The organism is Dokdonella sp. (assembly GCF_019634845.1).
GTDB lineage: Bacteria > Pseudomonadota > Gammaproteobacteria > Xanthomonadales > Rhodanobacteraceae > Dokdonella_A.
Map to the genome: position 1 here is coordinate 13,635 of NZ_JAHCAQ010000002.1, position 18,847 is coordinate 32,481.

General features: G+C 70.4%; 14 protein-coding genes. 9 read left to right on the plus strand and 5 right to left on the minus strand.

The window, feature by feature from the left end; genetic code table 11:
• Positions 1–59: 59 nt before the first annotated feature.
• Positions 60–3,878 (minus strand): two-component regulator propeller domain-containing protein, encoded by a 3,819-nt coding sequence (locus tag KF903_RS01510; RefSeq protein ID WP_291210081.1) that lies wholly within the window; start codon positions 3,876–3,878, stop codon positions 60–62.
• Positions 3,879–4,024: 146 nt separating this feature from the next.
• On the opposite strand from KF903_RS01510, the gene KF903_RS01515 reads away from it, so the two are divergent.
• The 3 genes from KF903_RS01515 to KF903_RS01525 all read left to right on the plus strand — a co-directional run bounded on the left by KF903_RS01515 (position 4,025) and on the right by KF903_RS01525 (position 7,636).
• Positions 4,025–5,197 carry an acetyl-CoA C-acyltransferase gene (locus KF903_RS01515; RefSeq protein ID WP_291210083.1) on the plus strand — a complete coding sequence of 391 codons (1,173 nt, stop codon included), beginning with the start codon at positions 4,025–4,027 and terminating at the stop codon, positions 5,195–5,197.
• A 136-nt stretch (positions 5,198–5,333) separates the two neighbouring features.
• Entirely contained in the window at positions 5,334–5,894 is a 561-nt protein-coding gene (locus KF903_RS01520; RefSeq protein WP_291210086.1) for a hypothetical protein, read from the plus strand.
• Between the two features lie 134 nt (positions 5,895–6,028).
• Complete coding sequence (locus KF903_RS01525; protein WP_291210089.1) at positions 6,029–7,636, plus strand: carboxyl transferase domain-containing protein; 1,608 nt, start codon at positions 6,029–6,031, stop codon at positions 7,634–7,636.
• A 36-nt stretch (positions 7,637–7,672) separates the two neighbouring features.
• On the opposite strand, the gene gorA is transcribed toward KF903_RS01525, so the two are convergent.
• From gorA to KF903_RS01540, 3 genes are read right to left on the minus strand one after another with little or no spacing between them, the layout of a single operon-like run.
• The gene (gene gorA, locus KF903_RS01530; RefSeq protein WP_291210092.1) at positions 7,673–9,034 is read right to left on the minus strand and encodes a glutathione-disulfide reductase; all 1,362 of its coding nucleotides are present in this window, start codon (positions 9,032–9,034) and stop codon (positions 7,673–7,675) included.
• Complete coding sequence (locus KF903_RS01535; RefSeq protein ID WP_291210095.1) at positions 9,031–9,945, minus strand: SPFH domain-containing protein; 915 nt, start codon at positions 9,943–9,945, stop codon at positions 9,031–9,033. The genes gorA and KF903_RS01535 overlap by 4 nt, the downstream gene beginning before the upstream one ends.
• Before the next feature lie 39 nt (positions 9,946–9,984).
• Positions 9,985–11,241, minus strand: coding sequence for an FAD-dependent oxidoreductase (locus KF903_RS01540; protein WP_291210098.1), 1,257 nt, complete (start codon positions 11,239–11,241; stop codon positions 9,985–9,987).
• A 78-nt stretch (positions 11,242–11,319) separates the two neighbouring features.
• On the opposite strand from KF903_RS01540, the gene KF903_RS01545 reads away from it, so the two are divergent.
• Together KF903_RS01545 and KF903_RS01550 are read left to right on the plus strand one after the other, a co-directional pair.
• Positions 11,320–11,637, plus strand: coding sequence for a hypothetical protein (locus KF903_RS01545; RefSeq protein ID WP_291210100.1), 318 nt, complete (start codon positions 11,320–11,322; stop codon positions 11,635–11,637).
• 84 nt (positions 11,638–11,721) lie between these two features.
• Positions 11,722–12,204, plus strand: coding sequence for a C40 family peptidase (locus tag KF903_RS01550; protein ID WP_291210102.1), 483 nt, complete (start codon positions 11,722–11,724; stop codon positions 12,202–12,204).
• Positions 12,205–12,274: 70 nt separating this feature from the next.
• Here KF903_RS01550 and KF903_RS01555 read toward each other — a convergent pair whose 3' ends face one another.
• On the minus strand, positions 12,275–12,763 hold the full coding sequence (locus KF903_RS01555; protein WP_291210105.1) for a peptidylprolyl isomerase: 489 nt from the start codon (positions 12,761–12,763) through the stop codon (positions 12,275–12,277).
• Positions 12,764–12,905: 142 nt separating this feature from the next.
• Here KF903_RS01555 and KF903_RS01560 point away from each other — a divergent pair, with 142 nt between their 5' ends.
• From KF903_RS01560 to KF903_RS01575, 4 genes are all read left to right on the plus strand, one after another.
• Positions 12,906–13,637, plus strand: a complete 732-nt coding sequence (locus KF903_RS01560; RefSeq protein WP_291210107.1) for a class I SAM-dependent methyltransferase — start codon at positions 12,906–12,908, stop codon at positions 13,635–13,637.
• A complete protein-coding gene (locus KF903_RS01565) occupies positions 13,634–16,531 on the plus strand; it encodes a serine/threonine-protein kinase (protein ID WP_291210110.1) in 2,898 nt (965 codons plus the stop codon). The genes KF903_RS01560 and KF903_RS01565 overlap by 4 nt, the downstream gene beginning before the upstream one ends.
• Before the next feature lie 92 nt (positions 16,532–16,623).
• Positions 16,624–17,178: an ECF-type sigma factor gene (locus tag KF903_RS01570; protein WP_291210113.1), complete on the plus strand. Its 555-nt coding sequence runs from the start codon at positions 16,624–16,626 to the stop codon at positions 17,176–17,178.
• Positions 17,179–17,296: 118 nt separating this feature from the next.
• Positions 17,297–18,763: a hypothetical protein gene (locus KF903_RS01575; protein WP_291210117.1), complete on the plus strand. Its 1,467-nt coding sequence runs from the start codon at positions 17,297–17,299 to the stop codon at positions 18,761–18,763.
• Positions 18,764–18,847 lie beyond the last annotated feature (84 nt).

Consider the following 18,847-nt stretch of genomic DNA (forward strand, 5'->3'; position numbering starts at 1 on the left):
AGGCGCGGTTGTGATGGCCGCCGTCTGCGCGCGTGCACCGCACACGGTGACCCGCGCGATCATGCCGAGCGCGCCGCCTGGACCGGAAAGCGGATCGCGAAGTGCACGCCCGCGCCGGGCACGCTGTCGCACTCGATCTGCCCATGCAACACCTGGGTCACGAGGCTGTAGACGATGTGCATGCCAAGCCCCGAGCCACCCTGGCCGCGGCGCGTGGTGAAGAATGGCTCGAAGATGCGCGCGCACACCGCCGCCTCCATGCCGCGTCCGTCGTCGCGGAAGTCGATCCGCACCACGCCATCGGCAATTCCGGCCACCACGCGGATCGTGCCGGCACGGTCAGCGCTGAAGGCATGCGTGAGCGAGTTCATCACGAGATTGGAGATGATCTGGTACAGCGCCCCCGGCGCAGTCTCGACCACGATGCCCGATGGGCACTCCAGTTCGACGCGATGCGCGGTCTGCTTGAGGCTCGGCCCCAACGTGGTGAGGATCTCGCCCAGGCATTCATGCAGGTCGACCACGCGGCGCTCCTCGCTGGACTGGTCCACCGCGACCTGCTTGAAACTCTTGACCAGGCGGTCGGCACGCTGCAGGTTGCGCAGGATGAGCTGCGCGCTGTCACACGCGGTGCGCTCGAAGCGCGCGAGCTCGGCCGCGTCGAGCTCGCCCGCCGCGAGGCGGCGCGACAGCCGCTGCGCCTCCTCATGCAGGTGCGAGGCGGCCGTCACGCCGATGCCAAGCGGGGTGTTGATCTCGTGGGCGATGCCGGCGACGAGGCCACCGAGCGAGGCGAGCTTCTCGGCTTCGAACAGCTGGCGCTGCGCCAGCGACAACTGTTCGAGCGTGGTGCGCAATTCGGCGTTGGCCTGCTGCAGCGCGGCCGTGCGCTGGCCAACCCGCGACTCGAGTTGCTCGTTGAGCGTGCGCAGCGCCTCCAGCGCCTGGTTGAGTGCATTGACGTCGGAGCTGGTCCCGATCACGCGCTGCGGCCGGCCTTGCGCATCGTGTGCGACGAGGCGTCCGCGCGCCAGCAGCCACACCCAGCCGCCGTCGACGTCGCGCGTGCGGAAGCTGGCCTCGAAGGTCGGCGTCGCGCCGCTGACATGGCGCTCGAGCGCCTGCTCGAAGCGCCCCACGTCGTCGGGATGCATGAATGGCCGATGCGCCGCGATGCTGTCGTCGGTCCCATCGCGCGTGATCGCCAGATGCGGCAACTGGTTGTCGCGATGCATGCGCCCGGTTGCCAGATCGAGATCCCACAGCTCGCTGCCGCTGCCCCACAGCGCGAGCTTGAGCCGCTCCTCGCTCAGACGGATCGACTCCTGCACCGCATGCCGCCGCCGCATCGCAGCGCGTGCCTGCAGCACGGCCAGCGCCAGCAAGGTCAGCAGTGCCAACGCGTACAGCGCGTAGGCGCGCGGCGACACCCACGGCGCCGGGTCGACGGTGATGTCGACCGAAGCCGGCGGATCGCTCCACGGACTGCCGCCGCTGCGCGCACGCACCTGCAGGGCGTAGTGGCCGGCCGGCAGATCCGTATAGGTGGCCAGGCGCCGACTCGCCGCGGTCTCGATCCACTGCGAGTCGTGGCCAGCGAGCCGATAGGCGTACTGCACACCCTCGGGATCACCGAAGCTGGGCGCGGCAAACTCGAAGGTGACATTGCTCTGCAGATGACTCAGATGGACGTCGCCACCGCGCCACAGGCTGCGCCGCAGTGGCGAGTCGGGCACTTGCCAGCGCATCCGCACCGGCACGTTGCGCAACAGCAGTCCCGAAACGATCGGCGCCGGCACCGGGCGCACCGTGACCTGCTCGGGCTGGAACACCGTGGCACCATCGAGGCCGCCGAACACGATGCGGCCGTCGCGCATGCGACCGACCGAATTGACCCAGTAACCAAGGCCCTGCACGCCGTCGCGGGCGCTGAAATTGACCAGCTGCCGCTGCGTATCGATGCGGCTGATGCCGGCGCTCGTCGATACCCACAAATTGCCGGCGCCGTCCTCGGCAATCGCACCGATGGCGCCCGAGGCGAGCCCTTCGCCGGTGTCGGTCACCTCGAAACTCGAGCTGCCATCGGCCGCCACGATGCGCCGATTCAGGCCGCCGCCCTGGGTACCGACCCACAGGTCGCCGCGACTGTCCTCGAACAGCGTACTGATCGAGTTGGAGCTCAGCGCGGCCGGATCGTGCACGCTGGCGCGCAGGTGCTCGAAACGTTGGCGCTGGCGGTCATAGCGGTCCAGCCCGGCGCGTGTGCCGAACCACAGCGCGCCATCACGCGCTTCGATGACGATCGTCACGCTGTTGTCGGCAATGCTGTCCGGATTGGAAGGGTCGTGCGCGTGGTGCCGGAATGCGCTGCAGCCGACGCAACGCTCGTCCACGCCGCGATCGTTGGTGAAGAACCACTGCACGCCGGTGCTGTCTTCGAAAAAACCGAGCACGTTGTCCGACGCCAGGCTCGACGCATCATTGGGATCGTGGCGATGATGTTCGAATCGGTCCGCGCCGGGCGCCAGCCGATCGATGCCGCCACCCTGCGTCGCCACCCACAGGCTGCCGTCGCGGGAACGCGTGACGTGGCGGACGAAATCATGGGCCAGGCTGCCGGGGTCGGCGGCAGAATGGCTGTAATGCTGCAGCACGCCGCGCTGCAGGTCGAAATGCACGAGCCCGCCCCCCTCCGACTGCGCCAGCCACAGGCTGTCGTCGGGGTCGGCATGCACGCCCATCACGGGCCGCGCGGGCAGCGTGCGGGCGTCGCCGGCGAGGCTGACGATATGCGCAAAGGCCTCGGTGCGCGGGTCGTGAATGCTGAAGCCGTTGGTCCACGAGCCGACCACGAGGATGCCGTCGCGGTCGCGCATGAGCGCATACAAGCGGTTGCCGGCGATGCCACCGGGACGTGCCCGATCCGGGGCAAAGTGCGTGAACCGGCCGCTGGCCAGATCCATGCGGGCCAGGCCGTGTGCATCGCCGGCGATCCACAGTGCGTCATCGCCCTCGAACAACAGCGCGCGCACGGCGTCGTCGTGCAGCGTCGTGGCGGGATCGGCCGCCGCATCGTGCCGGTAGCGGGTGAGCAGCCTGCCTTGCGCATCGAAGCGCACCAGGCCGGCATCGGCCGTGCCCACCCACCACTCGCCACGCGGCCCGAACGCCAGTGCGTACACGTCGAGCGAACGGTCGGCGATGGCACGGATCTCGTGCAGCGTTCCGGCCGCCACGTCGAAGCGCCACAGGCCATCGAGCGTGCCCAGCAACAGGTCACCGCCGTCCAGCTCACGGATCGTGCGCACCATGCGCAGTTCCCTGCGTTCCCCGAGCGCCGACTCGTGCAACTGGTCGGAGCCACGCTCGAACCACTGCAGGCGGCTGCCGGTGCTGGCGACCCACAGGCGTCCGCGGCTGTCGCGCAGCAGCGCGGTGATGTTGTCCGAGGCCAGCGTGCCCGCCTGCCCGCGATCGCCATGGAAGCTCGTGAAGCGGTCCAGATCGGGATCGTAGTGGCTGAGCCCGCCGGTGAAGGTGCCGACCCACAGCCCGCCGTCGTCGTCGGCCACCAGCGCGGTGACATGGTTCTCCGACAGCGACCACGGATCGGTGCGGTCGTGGCGATAGACCTGGAAACTGTAGCCATCGAAGCGTACCAGGCCATTCTGCGTGCCGAGCCAGAGGAAACCGCTGTGGTCCTGCGCCAGCGCACGCACGGTGGCCTGGGGCAGTCCGTCGGTGGTGCTCCAGCTGCGGAAGCGGATGCGTTCGATACCGGGTACGTCGGCGCCGGCCGCACACGCGCAGGCGCAGGCCAGCGCGAGCGCCAGCGCGCGCAACACCGCGGTGAGGAGCGGGCAGCCCCGGCCATGCATGGGGCGAGGCTAGCCGCATCGTCGGCCAGCGACAAGGCACCGCGGCTGGCGCCCGTCGATTGTGGCAAGGCCATGGCACGCGCATAATCGCAGCTTCCATTGCCGCGCGTCAGGCGACCGCCGCGGTCCATCACGGAGAGTCCACCATGTCCGATATCGTCATCGTCGGCGCCAAGCGCACCGCCATCGGTTCCATGCTCGGCCAGTTCACCGGCGTACCCACGCCCACGCTCGGCGCCGCTGCGATCAAGGCCGCGCTCGAGCACGGCGGCGTTGCCGCCAGCGACGTGTCCGAGGTCATCATGGGCTGCGTGCTGCCGGCCAACCTCGGCCAGGCACCGGCGCGACAAGCGGCGCTGGCGGCCGGCCTGCCCAAGGGCGCCGGCTGCACCACGATCAACAAGGTCTGCGGCTCGGGCATGAAGGCGATCATGTTGGCGCACGACCTGGTCAAAGCCGGCTCGGCCAGCATCGTCGTGGCCGGCGGCATGGAGTCGATGACCAATGCGCCGCACATGGTCGCCGCGCGCACCGGCATCCGCTACGGCGAGGGCAAGCTCGTCGACCACATGGCCTGGGACGGACTCACCAACCCCTACGACGGCCAGTCGATGGGCGTGTTCGCCGAGGCCACCGCCGGCAAGTACGGCTTCACGCGCGAGCAACAGGATGCGTTTGCGACCGAATCGGTCCGCCGCGCGCAGGCGGCCATCGCCGCCGGCACATTCGTGGGCGAGATCGTTCCGGTCAAGGTCGCCGGCCGCAAGGGCGAGGTCGAGTACGCCGTCGACGAGCAGCCGGGCAAGTCCGACCCGGCCAAGATTCCCACCCTCAAGCCCGCCTTCGCCAAGGATGGGACCGTCACCGCCGCCAGCTCCTCGAGCATTTCCGACGGCGCCGCGGCGACCGTGGTGATGAGCGCCGACGAGGCCGCCAAGCGCGGCCTCAAGCCGCTGGCGCGCATCGTCGCCCACGCCACCAACGCGCAGGAGCCGCAGTGGTTCACCACCGCGCCGGTCGATGCGATCCGCCGCGTGCTCGACAAGGCCGGCTGGAAGGTTGCCGACGTCGACCTGTTCGAGATCAACGAGGCCTTCGCGGTGGTGACGATGGCCGCGATGCATGACCTGGGCATCGCGCACGATCGCGTCAACGTGCACGGCGGTGCCTGCGCGCTCGGCCATCCGATCGGCTGCAGCGGCGCGCGCCTCGTGGTTACGCTGATCCACGCCATGCGCGAGCGCGGCGCCAGGCGCGGCGTCGCCTCGCTGTGCATCGGCGGCGGCGAAGCGACCGCGATCGCGGTGGAGCTGCCCTGACCAGCGTCGTGGCGGCGCGGACCGCGTCCACGCAACGCCGATACGCCCTGCTCCAACGTGCGATCCTGATCCGACCCATTCCATCGATTCACTGCTGCCGCCATCCCGGCGGCGTCACTCCAGGAGACTCCGTCCCATGAAACAGCTCAAGCCGCTCGCCATCGCCGCCGCCCTCGCCCTGGCCCTGTCCGCCTGCAGCGACAGCGCACAGGAACAGGCCAAGCAGGCTCAGGACGCCGCCGCCGCTGCCGCCAAGCAGGCGGCCGCCGACGCCGCCGCCGCCGCCGACAAGGTGAAGGCCGAGGCCGCCGAAGCCGCACGCAAGGCCAGCGAGGCCGCACAAGCCGGTGCCAACGCCGCTGCCGATGCCGCCCACACGGCCGCCGCCGCAACGGCCGACGCCATGAACCAGGCCGGTGACAGCGCGCAGAGCGCCGCCGACAAGGCCAAGGAAGCCGCCAGCAACGCGCTCGATGCCAGCAAGGACGCGGCAAGCCACGCCGGCACCGCGATCAAGGAAGGCGCCAGCGCCGTCGGCCAGGCCGCCAGCGACGCCGCCAAGACCGGCGTCGATGCCGCCAAGGCCGCCGGTCACGAAATCAAGGAAGGCGCCAAGGCGGTCGGCGAAAAGGTCGTCGAGACGGCCAAGGACGCCAAGGATGCCGCCGCCGATGCCGTGCACAAGGAAGGCCACTGACGCGCCGCGCACACCGCACCAGGCAACGCATCGGCCGCAATTGCGGCCGATGTCGTTTTTGGCCACGCGCAACGATGACGCTTGCGCCGCCGATCACCTAACATCGGGCTGCCAGTCGCCCTCGGGTTCCCGCCATGTCCGTCATCCGTTCCGCGCTCGACCTGCGCTCCGCCGATTTTCTCGCCAACGCCGAGCACCTGCGCGGCGTCACCCACGACTGGCAGACGGTGCTGGCCGCCGCCGCACTGGGCGGCGGCGACAAGGCGCGCGCACGGCACGTCGAGCGCGGCAAGTTGCTGCCGCGCGAGCGCATCCGCGCCCTGCTCGACGCGGGCTCGCCATTCCTCGAACTGTCGCCGCTGGCGGCGCATGGCATGTACGAGGACGCAGCGCCGTGCGCCGGCCTCATCACCGGCATCGGCCGCGTGCACGGCGGCGAGGTGCTCGTGATCGCCAACGATGCCACCGTCAAGGGCGGCACCTACTTCCCGCTGACGGTGAAGAAACACCTGCGGGCGCAGGAGGTCGCGCTCGACAACCACCTGCCCTGCATCTACCTCGTCGACTCCGGCGGCGCCTTCCTGCCGCTGCAGGACGAGGTGTTCCCCGACAAGGAACACTTCGGCCGCATCTTCTACAACCAGGCCCGCATGAGTGCGGCCGGCATCGCCCAGATCGCGGTGGTGATGGGCTCGTGCACCGCCGGCGGCGCCTACGTGCCGGCGATGAGCGACGAGACGATCATCGTGCGGGAACAGGGCACGATCTTCCTCGGCGGCCCGCCCCTGGTGAAGGCGGCGACCGGTGAAGTCGTCGATGCCGAAACGCTCGGCGGTGCCGAGGTGCACACCGCGGTATCGGGCGTGGCCGACCATTTCGCCGAGAACGACACCCACGCGCTGGAGCTCGCGCGCGACATCGTCGCCAGCCTCAACCGCCGCAAGGCGATGCCACTGGCACTGCGCGAGCCGCGCGAACCGCTGTACCCGGCCAGCGAGCTCTACGGCTGCGTGCCCGCCGACACCCGCAAGCCGTTCGACATCCGCGAGTTGATCGCGCGCATCGTCGACGGCTCGGAACTGCAGGAATTCAAGGCACGCTACGGCAAGACGCTCGTCACCGGCTTTGCCCATATCCACGGCTATCCGGTCGGCATCGTCGCCAACAACGGCATCCTGTTTTCGGAGAGTGCGCTCAAGGGCGCGCATTTCATCGAGCTGTGCAACCAGCGCAACGTGCCGCTGGTGTTCCTGCAGAACATCACCGGTTTCATGGTCGGCAAGAAATACGAGCAGGCCGGCATCGCCAAGGACGGCGCCAAGATGGTGACCGCGGTGGCCTGCTCGCACGTACCCAAGTTCACGGTCGTGGTCGGCGGCAGCTTCGGCGCCGGCAACTACGCGATGTGCGGCCGCGCCTACGGGGCGCGCTTCCTGTGGATGTGGCCCAACGCGCGCATCAGCGTGATGGGCGGCGAGCAGGCGGCGAGCGTGCTTGCCACCGTCAAGCGCGACGGGCTGGAGGCGGCCGGCAAGCACTGGTCCGCGGACGAGGAAGAAGCATTCAAGGCCCCGATCCGCGCGCAGTACGAGCGCCAGGGACACCCCTACTACGCCACCGCGCGGCTGTGGGATGACGGCATCATCGACCCGGCCGACACGCGCCGCGTGCTTGGCCTGGGCATCTCGGCCGCGCTCAACGCGCCGATCGAAGCCGGGCGCTTCGGCGTGTTCCGCATGTAGCGCCGGGCGCGATCCGCCTGCGCGGCCGCAGCGTGCTCACATGAGCACGAGTTCCTCGGCCGACGTGGGATGGATCGCGATGGTGGCGTCGAGGTCGGCCTTGCGTGCACCCATCTTGAGCGCGACCGCGAACCCCTGCAGGATCTCGTCGGCCGCCGTGCCGAGCAGATGGATGCCGACGATGCGCTCGTCGTCGCCGACGCAGACGAGCTTCATCAGGGTGCGCTCATTGTCGCCGGCCAGCGCAGCCAGCATCGGCCGGAAACGCGCCCGGTACACGCGCACGGCGTCGCCGAAGCGCTCGCGCGCGACCTGTTCCGACAGGCCGACGGTAGCGAGCGGCGGGTGCGAAAACACCACGCTGGGGATGTTGGAACAGTCGAGCCGCGCCTCGTGCTGGCCACCGAACAGGCGATCGGCGAGGCGCCGCGAGGCCGCGATCGCCACCGGCGTGAGTTCGACGCGGTCGGTGACGTCGCCGACCGCATAGTGGCCCGCCACGTTGGTGTTCTGCCAGGCGTCGATGCCGATGCAGCCGCGTGCGTCGAGCGCGACGCCGGTGGCTTCCAGCCCGAAGCCTTGCGTGTTCGGCGCGCGACCGGTCGCCCACAGCAGTTCGTCGAAGCCGCGCAGCACCTCGCCACCGGCGCAGTGCAGCACATAGCCGTCACCCGCGCGTGCCACGCTCTCGAGCGGGTGCGCGAAGCGCAGGTCGATGCCGCGCTGCTGCATCGCCTGGGCAAGGGCGTCGCCGGTCTCGTGGTCGAACTGGCGCAACAGGCGCTCGCCGCGCGCGAGCAAGGTGACCTCGGCGCCGAGCGCGCGCAGCACCCCGCCGAGTTCGACCGCGACATAGCCGCTGCCGACGATCGCGACGCGGCGCGGGCAGGCGCGCAGCGCGAAGAAACCATCGGAGTCGATGCCCAGCGCGCCGCCCGGCAACGCCTCGCGCCGCGGCCGCGCACCGGTGGCGATGAGCACGTGCGGTGCCTGCAGCTCGCGCGCGCCGACCGCGAGACGATGCGGCGCGGTGAAGCGGCCATGTCCGGCCACGAGCTCGATGCCGAGCTGCGCGAAGCGCTGCCGATAGCTGGCGTGGATGTTGTCGATGTAGGCCGTGCGCCGGGCGATGAAGCGCTCCCAGCACAGGTCGCCCGGCGCCAGGTCGAAACCGACTTCGTGCGCCGTGTGCTGGGCCTGCGCCAGCTCGGCCGCCAGCCACATCGCCTTCTTCGGCACGCAGCCGACGTTGACGCAGGTGCCGCCAAGCGCACCCGACTCGACCACGGCCACGCGCGCACCATGCCGCGCGGCGCGGATCGCCATCGCGATGCCGCCTGAACCGGCACCGAGCACGACCAGGTCGAACGGCTCGGCCAGCGCCGCCGCCGCGCTCATTGCGAATGGGTCGGTGCGCTGAAGAACGGAATCGGCGTGCCGGCGTAGACGTTCTGCGGCAACTGGCCGTTCCAGCGTTCGGCCTTGACCTGCTCGACCTCGATGCGGCGCAGTTCCAATACGTCCTTGTTGCGCGCCAGCGCCTCGTTCTGCACGCGCAGCGCCTCGGCCTGCGCCGTCGCCGCCTTGACCGTCGCGTAGGCTTCGCCGTCGGCCTTGGCCTTGAGCGCGTTGGCTTCGGCCTCGGCGGTGACGACCTTGGCGCGCTGCTCGGCCTCGACCGTCTTGACCTTGTTCTCGGCGGCCAGGCGCAACTGTTCCTGGGTCACCTTCTCGTTGATCGCGTGCATGTAGGTGTCGGAGAACGAGAAGTTGCGCATGTCGATGTTGATGACCTGGGCGCCGTAGGTGTCGAGCTTCTGGCGCAGCGCCTGGTTGATGTCGTTGGACACCTGCGAGCGCTTGGCGATGAGATCGGGCGCGTTGTAGCGCGCGGTCACGGCCTTGAACACCTCCTGCGTCGCGGTCTGCACGTAGGAGGACAGGTCGCCGTCGTGGCTGTATTTCTCGTACACCTCCGACACCTTGTCGGGCAGGATGCTGTAGCGCACGGTCAGGCTCACCTTGACCGGCTGCTGGTCGCTCGTGCTGCCGTCGGCATTGTCGATCTGCGCCGATTCGGCGCGCACGCTGAACAGCGCGAGGCGTTGCCACGGCATCACCAGCACGAGGCCTTCGGGCTCGATCTGCTTGATCGCGCCGAACTGCGTGAGCACGCCGCGCGAACCGGTCGGCACGGTGCGGAATGGCCAGAATGCGTACAACAGAAGCCCGACGATCACCAGCAGCACGAGCTGGACGACGAGTCGCCCCTGCCTGAACGCATTGCCCATCGAAGTCACCACTGCCATTGCGAGCCTCTCGGAGTCGGGATGAAGAGCCGCGCGAGTCTAGCCGAAGCGTTGCGGCGCAAAGGCGTCGATCGGCAGCGCCGGCGCCTGCCCGGTGACGATCTGGCTGACCAGCAGGCCGGTGCCGGCCGACATGCTCACGCCGAGCATGCCGTGGCCGGTCGCCAGCACGAGGTTGTCGAGCCGCGGCGCGCGGCCAAGGATCGGCAGGTCGTCGGATGTCATCGGCCGCCAGCCGTACCACTGCTCGACGGGTTCACCCGCTTCGGGTTCGTGCAGGAACTGCGCGGCGCCGCGCCGCAGGGCGTCGAGCCGCGTGCGGTTGAGCGTCGTATCGTAGCCGGCAAACTCCATCGTGCTGCCGAGCCGATAGCCCGAGCCCCAGCTCGTCACGCACACGCTTGGTTCCTTGAGACTGAGCGGGACGCGCGGACACAGGCGTGGCCGCGCCCAGGTGATCGAATAACCCTTGCCGGGCTGGATCGGCAGCCGCAGGTCGAGTGCGCCGGCGAACTGCGGCGACCAGGCACCAAGCGCGAGCACGATCTCGGCCGCCGTGAACGTGCCGCGCGCGGTCACCACGCGCGCCACGCGCCTGCCCTCCCGCTCGATGCGCTCGACGCGGACGCCCTCCTCGATCACGCCGCCGCGCGCGCGCACGATGCGGGCCAGTTCCGCCACATAGCGGTCGGGTCGCAGGCAGGCATCGCCCGGGTTGAAGAAGGCGCCGGCAACGCCGGGCCGCAACGCCGGCTCGCGGGCGACCGCGGCGGCGCCATCGAGCACCTCGTAGCGCGGCAGGTGGTCGGCCATGCGCTCGTGCTCGCGACAGGCGTGCGCGAAGCCGCGCGCGTCGCGGTACACGTTGAGCGTGCCGGGCGTGGAAAACTCGCAGTCCAGCTGCTGTTCGCGCACGAGATCCTCGATCAGGCGCCGCGACAGCTCCAACAGCGGCAACTTGGCCGCGGCACCGCGCGCCGCATCGCGCCAGTTGCAGCGCCGTGCAAACGCCAGCAGCCAGCGCAGCAGGGCCGGATCGAGACTCGGCTTGATGCGCAGCGGCGCAGCGGGCCGCAGCAACCAGCGCAGCGCGCTGCCGATGGTGCCGGGTGCCGCCAGCGGCATGGCGTGGCTCGGCGTCAGCGTGCCGCAGTTGCCGTGCGAGCTGCCGCAGCCGACCGCCCCCTGGTCGAGCACGGTGACGGCGCGGCCGGCGGCCAACAGGTACCAGGCGCAGGCGAGGCCGATGACACCGCCGCCAAGGATGAGGACGTCACGATCCGGGCGTGAATTCATCGGCCGATTGTACGGCGCCGGCCGCGGTTGGCATCGAACATGCAAAGCATTGCTGCGGAATCGTCACAGGGGTCCACCATGAAAGTTGCCACTCCCGAAGTCCTGCTCGCCTTGCGCGCTCCCAATGCCGGCTGGCTGGCGGCCCTCGTCTGCGCGCTCGACGAGGCCCAGCGCGACCCCGACTTTTCCGCGACGCAGCGCGACCTCGTGCACCGCCTGCTCGACGCCGAGCGACTCGCACCGCCGGTGCTGGCCGCGGCCCACGAGCGGCTCGCGCGCTTCGAGGACAGCCTGCGCGACGCCTACGAGGACCTCATCGAAGCGGAGCTCGCCCCGGCGCCGGTCGTGGCCGAGCCGAAACGTCCAAAGTTGACACTTTGCGTCGCCAACGGCTGACGATGGCTGTCACACCGGCGCGGCAGGCGACCCTGCTGCGCCGCAGGGCTTGACCACCGGTCCGCCGCAAGCGACCGTTCGTCGGTGGACAGCCGCCTCCCCCTCCTCACCTGCTGCGCACTCGGCCTGCTGCTCGGCGCCTGCGCCAGTACCCCGCCGCGCCATGCCTCGCCGGCCATCGCCTCGGCCCAGGCCAACGCCGCCAATGCCGTCCTGTTCCGCGCGATGTCACTGGTCGGCACCCCCTACCGCTGGGGCGGCAACACGCCACAAGGCGGCTTCGACTGCAGCGGCCTGGTCAGCTACGTGTTCCGTGACGCCGCCGGCATGGCGCTGCCGCACCAGTCCAGCGCGATGGCCGAGCTCGGTCGCCGCCGCCTTGCGGCGGCGGATCTGCAATCAGGCGATCTCGTGTTCTTCGCCAGCGGCCGCCATGTCGACCACGTTGGCATCTACGTCGGCGAAGGCCGCTTCGTGCATGCGCCCAACAGCGGCGGCACCGTGCGCCTGGACGCGCTCGACGGCTGGTGGCGCGCGCACTTCAGCTACGGCAAGCGCGTGTGGTGAGGCGCATGCCGCGCGGCGTCGGCAGCAGGCGGCATCGCCGCGCCGTGCCGCGGCGCCGCGGCGCCGCGGCTCAGTGTTCGTGCCCGCCTGCGCCATGGGCATGGCGGTGGGCGATTTCCTCGTCGCTCGCGTCGCGGATGGCCGTGATCTCGACATCGAAGCTCAACGTCTTGCCGGCCAGCGGATGGTTGAGGTCGACGTCGATCACGCTGGAGCCGACCTTGAGCACGACCACCGTGCGCGGCCCGGCTTCGCGCGTGTGCAACACGGTCACATCGCCCGCGTGCAGGCGCTCGCCACGGTCGAAATACTTCTTCGGCACGCGCTGGGTGAAGTTGGCGCGGCGCTCGCCATAGGCCTGCGCCGGTTCGACGCTGACTTCGAAACGATCGCCGACCGCGCGCCCCAGCAGGGCCTGCTCGAGTCCCGGGATGATGTTGCCGTGCCCGATCAGCACGCTCAGTGGCTCGCCGCGCTCGCGCGAGGAATCGACCGGCTCGCTGCCGCCGTCGCTCACGCTGTAGTGGAAGGACACGACCTTGTTGGCCTCGACGTTCACGCGCTGCTCCGCACCTTGAAAAAGCGCGCGAGCATAGCAGGCGGCGGCGTTTGCGTCACCGCGCCATCGGCGCCGGCGCGCGGCCCGCTTCCGGCCGCTCCGTGTCGCCGTTAGGCTGCGGCTTTGCCGTGCCGGAGCCCGCATGCCACCCGCCGCCGACAACCGCGCCATCGAGCGCATCGCCGCACGCTATCCCGGCCGCTTCCACGCCGGTTACGCGCGCGGCAAGCTGCGCCATGACCCGGTGTTCGCCGCCATCGCCGACTGGCTGGAGGGCGACGACCAGCCGCTGCTCGACATCGGTTGCGGCCTCGGCCTGCTCGGCCAGTACCTGCGCGAACGCGGCTGGCGCGGCGCGTATCACGGCATCGACCTCGATGCGCCCAAGATCGCCGCGGCGCAGGCGGCCGCCGCCGCGCTCGGCGGGTTCGACTGCGTCACCGGCACGGTGCCGCCACTGCCGCCGGGAGCCGGCCATGTCGCGCTGGTCGACGTCCTGCACTACCTGCCACATGAGTCGCAACAGGCCTTGCTGCGCGAAGCCGCCCAGCGCCTGGCGCCCGGTGGCCTGCTGATGATCCGCAACGTGCTGCGCGCGCCGGGTTGGCGCTTCCGCATCACGCGCGCCGAGGAATGGCTGATCCGCAGCCTGGGCTGGATGCGCGCCGCCGTGCGCCACTACCCGACGCGCGCGGAGCTCGAACAGCCGCTGCGTGCCGCCGGCCTCGAGGTGGAGGTGGCGCCGCTGTGGCGCGGCACCCCATTCAACAGTTACGCGATCGTGGCGCGTCGGCCCGGCAGCCGCCAGGCCGGCGGCGTCGCGGCCGCGCTGCCCGCTCGCGGCAGCGACACGCGCAGCGTGGCCGACCGATGACCGGCGATTCCGATCCGATCCTGCAACGCCGGCGCCGCGCCTTCACGCTGCTGCGCGAGCTGGTCGCGGTCGATCCGGCCGAGCGCGAGGCCTGGATCGCCGCGCATTGCGACGGCGACGCAGCGCTCGGCACCGAGCTGCGCCAATTGCTCGCCGCGGCGGCGCCGCGCCTGCTCGATGATGCGGCCGATGCGGTGGCCATGCGCCTGGTCGCAGCCGATGCCGATGTGAACCACTTGGCAGCCGGCACGCATATCGGCCCCTGGACGGTCGAGCGCCTGCTCGGGCATGGCGGCATGGGGCACGTGTATCTGGCCACGCGTGCCGGCGATGGCTACCAGCAGCGCGGCGCGCTCAAGCTCGTCAAACGCGGCATGGATTCGCACGCCGTGCTGGCGCGCTTCCGCCGCGAGCGGCAGATCCTGTCGCGGCTCGAACATCCGGGCATCGCGCGCCTGCTCGACGGCGGCATCAGCAGCGATGGCCAGCCGTTCTTCGTCATGGAGTACGTCGACGGCAGCACGCTGCGCCAGTGGCTGGCGGCGCTTGCTCGCGACGTCGACGCGCGCATCGACGTGTTCCTGCAGATCTGCGCCGCACTCGCCCATGCCCATCGGCACCTGATCGTGCATTGCGACATCAAGCCCGAAAACGTGCTGATCGACCGCGACGGCCAGGCGCGGCTGCTCGATTTCGGCATTGCCCGCCTGCTCGAAGGCGAGGCCGGCGACGACCACACGGCAACCCAGGCGCGATTCGTTTCGCGCGCCTATGCCGCCCCCGAACAACTGGCCGGCGAGCGTGCCACCACCGCCACCGACGTGTTCCAGCTCGGCGTCCTGCTGTTCGAGCTGCTGACCGACGCGCGCTTCGACCCCAGCCGCGCAGGCGGGTCGGTATCGGGCTGGCTGGTGCGCGCGCGCCAGTCGGCGACGGCGGGCCGAGCGCAGCCGATTCCGCCCGCGCGGTTGCGCGGCGATGCCGGCATCATCGTGGCCCGCGCCACCGATCCCGAGCCGCAGCGCCGCTATGCCACGGTGGCCACACTCGCCGCCGATGTCGCGGCGTGGCGCGCGGGGCACCCGATCACCGCGCGCGCCGACAGCCGCGGCTACCGTCTGCGCCGATTCATCGGCCGCCATCGACTGGCCAGCGTAGCGGCGCTGCTGGCGATCGTCGCCGTGGTCGGTGGCAGCGCGCTGGCGTTGTGGCAGGCGCACCGCGCCGCCGCCGAGGCGCGGCTCGCGCTCGCCGCGCAGGACTTCCTCAGCAGCGTGTTCGAAGCCAGCGCGCCCGATACCGCTGCCGGTGCCCAGGTCACCGCGCGCGAGCTGCTCGACCGCGGCAGCGAGCGCATCGCCACTGAACTGGCCGACCAGCCACGCCTGCGCGGCCAAATGCAGCTCACGCTCGGCACGCTCTACGCACAGCTCGGCCAGTACACGCAGGCCGAGCAACTGCTGGCCGCGGCGCATGCCACGCTCGCGCAACAGGGCGCCGTCGAGGCGGCCAGCCGCGCCTCGCTCGAGCATGCCGCGGTGGCGCGCGAGCTCGACCAGCTCGACGCCGCCGAGGCCGACATCGCCGCCGTGTCACCTGCGACGGGCCCGGCGCTGCGGTCGCGGGCACTGGTCGAACGCGCCCAGTTGCGCGAGAAACAAGGTCGCTTCGACGAGGCGCTGGCCGACGCCACCGCAGCGGCGCAGGTCGATGCGGAACGCGGCGCCGTGGCCCGCGCCGACCTCGCCCGTGACCAGCAGGTCGCGGCGCTGATGCTGACGCGGCTGGCGCGCCATGACGAGGCGCAGGCGACCTTCGAGCGCGCGCTGGCCACCGCCCGCGCCGTGCATGGCGACGGCGATACGCGCGTCGCCCTCATGCTCAACGACTATGGTGGCGCGCTCCACGCCAAAGGCCGCAGCGCCGAAGCCGAAGCCGTGTTGCGCGAAGCGCTGGCGATCCGCCGCCAGCGCCTGGGCAACGATCACGCCGCGGTGGCCGAGACCGAGCAGATCCTCGGCGCCACACTGCGCGCGCAGGGCAGGTTCGACGCGGCCCGCGATGCACTGACGGATGCGCTGCGCATCCAGCGCAGCGTGTTCGGCCCACGCCACCCGCTGGTTGCCAACACGCTCAATTCGCTGGGCATGCTGGCGTTCTCGCAGCGGCGCCCCGCGCAGGGGGAGCCTGCATTCCGCGAAGCGGTCGACATCTATCGTGCGCTGGGCCAGGCCGACACCCCGCCCGCCGCAACCGCAAGCAACAACCTCGCCACCATCCTGCTGCAACTGGGGCGCTACGACGAAGCCGAACCGCTGGCGTTGCATGCGTTGCAGGTGCACCTGGCGGCGGTCGGCCCGACACATCCGATCGTGATGAGCGACCTCAACTCGCTGGCACAGCTCGAGCTGCGCCGCAACCGGCTCGACGCGGCCGTCGACTATGCGCGGCGCGCGCTGGCCATTGCGACGTCCGCCGCCAGCCCGCCGCGTGAAGGCGCCTACGTGCGCATCGCGACCGCCACCGTGCTCAATCGGGCCGGGCATGCCGACGAGGGCCTGGCGCAGGCCGACGCCGCGATCGCGACGCTGACCGCACTGGCCGCCGACGAGCCGCGCCTGCCGATGGCGCGCGCAGCACGGGCGCAAGCGCTGCTCGACCTGGGTCGGCTCGACGAGGCACAGGCGCTGGCCACGCGCGAGCTGGCCGGGTACGACCCGTCGCGAGCGGGCAACCTCGCCGACCTCGTCAACGCCCATGTCCTGCTCGCGCGCATCGCCGACGCGCGCCGCCAGCCCGGCCCCGCCAGCCACGAGCGCACCGCCGCCCGTGCGCTGGCCGCGCGCCTGCCCCACGCCGACCCGTTCCTGCTGGCCGAGATCGAGCGCCACTGATGGCCAACGCGACCGCACGCGGTACGCCGTTGACCTCGTCCGCAGCGGCGGCGATGCTGTCCAGCGCGCAATGCCAAGTGGATCGACCGACGATGAGTGACTCCGTGACCGAACTGCTTGGAGCCGCTGCGGGCGGCGACGAGCGCGCGCGCAACACGCTGTTCGACCTGCTCTACGAGGAGCTGCGCCGCTGCGCACATCGCCAGTTGCGCGGCGCCAACCAGACCCTGTCGACCACCGCGCTGGTGCACGAGACCTACGTCAAGCTGGCGACATCCGACGCGCTCGAACTGCACAGTCGCCAGCATTTCATGGCGTTGGCCGCGCGCGCGATGCGCCAGGTGCTGGTCGATCACGCGCGCCGCGTCGGTGCCGAGAAGCGGGGCGGCGGGGCCGTGCTGGTCACGCTCGACGAGCGCAGCGACGAGGCGCCGTTCGAGGCGGCCGAGGTGCTCGCGCTGGACCAGGCCCTGGTCGAGCTCGAGCGCATTGACGAGCGCGCCGCGCGTGTGGTCAACCTGCACTTCTTCGGCGGCCTCAGCTTCGTTTCGATCGCCGAGCTCGAAGGCCTCAGCGAGCGCACGATCAAGCGCGACTGGCAGGCCGCGCGCCTCATGCTTGCGCAATGCATGAACGCCGGCGCCTGAGCCCGCGCCACACCACGCGGGAACGCACGGCCGCATGGCCGGATGCACCGGACAGTGTCCCGATCGCGGGCGGCATCGCGTATTGGAATGGCACCCGCCACCGCGAATGGGAACATCCATGTCCAGACGATACCTGCTGTCCGCCGCCGTGCTCGCATTCACGGCCCATGTCCAGGCTGCCGCGCCAACGGTCGACCCCAGCTTCGGCTGGCGGCGCCTGTTCGAGACCGGCGGCGGCAGTCAGAGCGAGATCGCCGTGGCCCATGCTCGCACCGCCGATGGCGGCTACGTGGTCGCGCTCGAAGTTCCGGGTGGCGGCGCCGCCGGCGGCACGGGCATGCGCATCGGACTGTTCCGGCACGATGCCGACGGCAACCCGGTCAGCAGCGGCTTTGGCGTCGGTGGCCAGGTCATCAAGGATGCCTGGCTGACCAGCGTGACCGGCATGGCAATCGACTCGCAAGGCCGCATCGTCGTCATCGGCGCCACGCCCGGCCAGGGCGGCCGCAGTGATTTCGGCGTGGTGCGGTTCAATCCCGACGGCAGTGACGATACCAGTTTCGCCGGCGACGGCGGCACCGCTGTCGGCTTCGATCACCCAGGGCTGAACACCGACGATAATCCCACTTCGGTCCTGATCGACGCCGCCGACAAGATCGTCGTCGCCGGCGACTGGCACGCCACGGGAACGGAGGCCCAATTCTGCGCGTTGCGTCTCAATGTCGACGGTTCGATCGACAACACCTGGGGCAGCATCTCCGACGGTGCCGGCGGCAAGCGTGGCACGTGCGATGGGTTCGCTGCAGGCAAAGACGCCCATGCACGGCGCATCCTGCGCATCGACCGTGGTTACTACGTGGTCGCCGGCACCTCGTCGTTCAGTTCCACCGACACCGACTTCGCGGCACGCATCCTGACCCCAAGCGGATCGCAATGGGCCGGCTACGTGGGGTCGCGAACCTTTCCGATCGACATGCCCGCTGCTGACGACTCGCTGTTCGATACCCTGACCGATGCGGTGCTGGTCGACTCGACCACGATCCTGCTGGTCGGCACCAGCAGCGACCGCTTGGCAGCCACGCGCATCAAGGCCGGCACCGAAAACAACAGCTCGCAGTACAGCACACTGCAGACCGACCCCAGCTTCATTGGTGGCGGCCCAGCCTCGTTCAGCCATACCTTCGTCGATGCCACACCGTCGGCGATGGCTGGCTCGGCGGCGATCGCTCCCAATGGTCAGATGATGCTCGTGGGCAGCACCACCCACATGCCGATCGGCCTGTCGACCGACGCACATGAACCACAGGGTTCGGCGCCACCGATGCACGGCCTGCTGGTGCAACTCAATGCCAACGGCACGATCGATGGAGGATTTGGCGACGGCGGCAATGCGACCATCGATGTGCCGTCTGGCAACTCATCGGCGTACTACACCTGGATCAGCCAGGTGAGCTTCGCCGGCAGTCGGCCCGTGCTGCTGGGAACCTCCAGCTTCTCCATCGTTCCCGTGACCGATCTCGACGGCATCCTCACGCGTCTGCGCAGCGATCTGATCTTCGCCGACGGGTTCCAGGTCCAATACTGAAACCGCGCACCCCACCAGCGCCTGCGGAATCCCGGCATCGACCGATCGCCCCTTCTCCCAGGTCGGGAGAAGGCGGTCGACAGG